The organism is Frankia sp. CeRuru1 (assembly GCF_977966315.1).
Window position 1 is genome coordinate 1 of record NZ_CDWWEW010000475.1, and the last position, 3,435, is coordinate 3,435.

Annotated in this window: 4 protein-coding genes and 1 pseudogene; 3 read left to right on the forward strand and 2 right to left on the reverse strand. The window is 70.9% G+C overall.

Going from position 1 to position 3,435, the window contains the following annotated elements:
• Positions 1–399 (reverse strand): annotated as a pseudogene (locus AC08OP_RS22955) (IS1380-like element ISGosp1 family transposase); the annotation flags it as partial.
• 270 nt (positions 400–669) lie between these two features.
• A complete protein-coding gene (locus AC08OP_RS22960; RefSeq protein WP_476616072.1) occupies positions 670–1,167 on the reverse strand; it encodes a hypothetical protein in 498 nt (165 codons plus the stop codon).
• 172 nt (positions 1,168–1,339) lie between these two features.
• Here AC08OP_RS22960 and AC08OP_RS22965 point away from each other — a divergent pair, with 172 nt between their 5' ends.
• From AC08OP_RS22965 to AC08OP_RS22975, 3 genes are read left to right on the forward strand one after another with little or no spacing between them, the layout of a single operon-like run.
• On the forward strand, positions 1,340–1,768 hold the full coding sequence (locus AC08OP_RS22965; RefSeq protein WP_476616073.1) for a metal ABC transporter solute-binding protein, Zn/Mn family: 429 nt from the start codon (positions 1,340–1,342) through the stop codon (positions 1,766–1,768).
• Positions 1,765–2,565 (forward strand): metal ABC transporter ATP-binding protein, encoded by an 801-nt coding sequence (locus AC08OP_RS22970; protein WP_476616074.1) that lies wholly within the window; start codon positions 1,765–1,767, stop codon positions 2,563–2,565. The genes AC08OP_RS22965 and AC08OP_RS22970 overlap by 4 nt, the downstream gene beginning before the upstream one ends.
• The gene (locus tag AC08OP_RS22975; RefSeq protein ID WP_476616075.1) at positions 2,562–3,383 is read left to right on the forward strand and encodes a metal ABC transporter permease; all 822 of its coding nucleotides are present in this window, start codon (positions 2,562–2,564) and stop codon (positions 3,381–3,383) included. Before AC08OP_RS22970 ends, AC08OP_RS22975 begins: the two co-directional genes overlap by 4 nt.
• Positions 3,384–3,435: the final 52 nt, after the last annotated feature.

Sequence of the window (3,435 nt, forward strand, 5' to 3'; positions counted from 1 at the left end):
GGCCTGGGCGGGGGTGCGCAGGGCTGTGAACAGGCCGGTCAGGGCGTTTTCGGCGTGCCAGCCGGTGGGCAGGTGCAAGGTGATCTGGCCGCGGCCGCGGCGGGCGAGGCGAGCGGGGATGTTGATCAGGTGGGCGCGCAGGGTGGCGCCGCGGGCGCGGGCGTGGAACGGCGAGGCCAGGGCGCCGGCGGCGCGCAGAAGGTTGTGGGTCAGGGCAGCCAGCGTGAGCCAGGCGGCGTTGGCGGTGAAGCGGCCTGAGGGCAGGTGGGCGAGCGGGCCGTTGATCAGGTCGGCGTTGACCTGTTCGATGATCGCGTGGCCGCGGTGCTGGGTCTCGGTCTGGGCGAGGGTGAACGGGCTGTCGGTGAACACGGCGTGGTAGCGCCAGGCCGGGAACAGGTCGCCCTGGCCGGGGCTGGCCTTGGGGTTGAGGGCTTTGACGCGGCGGCGACGACGTCGGCGGTGTAGAAGCCGGAGTCCATCCGGGCGACGATGATCCCGGTGGCGCCGGCGTCGCGGGCGGTGGCGAGGGTCTCGGTGAGGAAGCTAGCCGCGCCCCTGGACGAGACGGCGTTGCCGCCGCGCAGCCGGGTGGCCGCGACCAGCGGGGCGCCGGTCGGGGTCGAGACCGTGCCGATCAGGGCGTTGAGGCCGCGGACGAACACCGACTTACTGGCGATTTTGGTGTGGCCGAAGGCGGCGCCCTGCTTGGGCCGGGCCGAACACCCGGCGCTGGCAGGAGTCCAGGTCGACGAACGCCAGCACGCCGGCCCCGCCGAGCAGCGGGGTCGTCGCGGACAGTTCGGTGAGCAGCAGCCGGTGGACCTTGCCGAGCTGGCGGACGTTGCCCCAGGTCAGCGCCCGCAGGAATGTCCCCAGCGTCGACGGCGCCCGGATCCCGCCGAACAGCTCGCCCAGGGCGTCGTGGCGCAGCAGCGCCAGGTCGTCGATGCTGTCCGCTCCGGCGGCCATGCCCGCGACCACACAGCCGACCTTCGCCTCCACGTTCGCCCCGGCCGATCCGGCCGCGGCGGGTAGGCGGACGTGCTCGGCGACCAGGCCGGGCAGGCCGGCCCGCTCGGCCAGCCGCATCACCGGCACCAGCCCGGCGGCGGCGACCAGGTTCGGGTCGTCATACCGGAGATCGATCTTCGAGGGGGTATGCAACAATCGCACCTCGGAAGTGCCCTCCGCCTGTCGGATGGATGTTGGCCTCAGCAACCCCATCGTCCCAGGTCAGTGATCATGCCGGCTTGCGCCGGCACCCTGTCCTGATGAGGATGTTGGTGCCGTCCGGTCCGACGTCGTCCCTCTGTGGTGCCTGCGAGCCCGTAGGTCAGTGTGGCGCGGAGGTCCTGAGAAGGCGTTCACCGACAAGCTGACGACGTTGAAGGGCACCGAAGCCTCGATCAAGGAGACCGCGGCGGGCGCGGGTGTCGCGATCACCGAACCGCTCCCGCTCTACCTGTTGGAGGCCTGCGGGCTGGAGAACGAGACCCCCGAGGAGTTCAGCGAGGCGATCGAGGAAGGCGAAGGTGTCCCACCCGCCGCCCTCGCGGACACCCTCGCCCTGTTCAACGACGGGAAGGTCAAACTGCTCGCCTACAACGAGCAGACGACCGGGGTGGAGACCGAGAAGGTCCTGGACGCCGCGAAGACCGCGAACGTACCGGTGGTACCGGTGACCGAGACCCTGCCCGCCGGCAAGGACTACGTGACCTGGATGACCGAGAACCTGAACGCGGTGGCCGGAGCGCTGAAGACATGAGCTCGCCTGATCCGGTGCTACGGATCCGGGACGGCTCGGTCGGGTACGGCACCCGCACCCTGTGGTCGGGGCTCGATCTGGACCTGGCCGCAGGCGAGTTCCTGGCGGTGCTGGGGCCGAACGGGGCCGGCAAGACCACCCTGCTGCGAGTGGCCCTCGGGCTCCACCCACTGCGTACAGGCGTGATCACGGTTGATGGCGAGCCACCGCGGCGGGGCAGCAGCCGGATCGGCTACGTGCCCCAGCAGCAGGCCACCGCCCCACTGGCCCCGGTCCTGGTACACGAACTGGTGCGCTTCGGCCTGGACGGGAGACGGTGGGGGCCAGGCCGGCCCGCCCGCACCCGCCGGCACCGGGTCGACGAAGCACTCGCAGCGGTCGACGCCACCGCCCTGGCCAACCGGGCCGTAGCAGGGCTCTCCGGCGGCGAGATGCAGCGGATCAGGATGGCCCAGGCGTTGGCGACCGATCCGGTGCTGCTGCTGTGCGACGAGCCACTGGCCTCGCTGGACGCACCGCGCCGCGAGGCCCTGTCGACCCTGATCAACCGACGGCGGCACACCCACGGCACCGCTGTGCTCTTCGTCACGCACGACATCAACCCGATCCTCCCGTACGCCGACCGAGTCCTGTATCTCGCCGCCGGCGGCATCGGGCTGGGACCAGCCGGCGACGTCCTGGCGTCGGAAAACCTGTCCGCGCTGCACGACACCGATATCACAGTGGACTGGTCGGCCGGCCGGATCTTCATCAGCGGGGTTCCGGAAGCCCCTCATGACCTACAGGCGGTCCGATGAGCCTGTGGGACCGGATGTTCGTTTTCGACGACTACGGCGAACTGCTGTCCCTGCTCCACAACTCGATCCTCGCCGACGCTGTCCTCGGTGTCCTGTGCGGTGTCATCAGCGTCTTCGTGACCTACCGGGACCTCGCGTTCGCGGTGCACGGCGTAAGCGAGCTGTCCTTCGCCGGCGCGGCGGGCTTCCTCCTGCTGGGCGCGAACGTCGTCACCGGCTCCCTGATCGGAGCACTGCTCGCAGCCCTGCTGATCGGGCTGATGGGGGAACGGGCCCGGAACCGCAACTCCTTCATCGGGGTCCTCATGCCCTTCGGCCTCGGGCTCGGCGTCCTGTTCCTCGCCCTGTACAAAGGCCGGGCCGCGAACAAGTTCGGCCTGCTCACCGGCCAGATCGTGGCCGTGGACACCTCCCGGCTCGCCGTACTCTCCCTCATCGCCGGGATCGTCCTCGCAGCGCTGCTGGTGCTGTGGCGGCCGCTGACCTTCGCCAGCCTCGACCCCGAGGTCGCCACCGCCCGCCGAGGCCTGGCCACAACGCTGTCGGTGCTGTTCGCCACCACGTCCACCGTCGGCGGGATCCTGCTCGCCCTCGGCGGAACGCTCCCGATCAGCCCCTACATCACCACCTTGTCCTTCGCCTTCTACCTCGGATGCCGGGTCTTCGCCGCCGTGCGCACCCGCCGCTCCCGCCGGGGTCGCCCGACGGACCGGCACCCGCGGGCACAGCCGGGGGATCAGCGGCACGCGACGAGGCTCGGCGCCACGATCGAGGATCGCCCGCTGTCGTCGGCGTCCGCGCTTCCCCCCGCACCGTGACCGCATCTTCCTCGACGGATCACGGGCAGCAGGCACACTCGTCGGACGCGCC

What these genes read in the sequence shown, in the direction of transcription:
- AC08OP_RS22975 (WP_476616075.1), top strand. Translation starts at nt 2,562, where the DNA reads ATGAGCCTGTGGGACCGGATGTTCGTTTTCGACGACTACGGCGAACTG.
- AC08OP_RS22970 (WP_476616074.1), top strand. Translation starts at nt 1,765, where the DNA reads ATGAGCTCGCCTGATCCGGTGCTACGGATCCGGGACGGCTCGGTCGGG.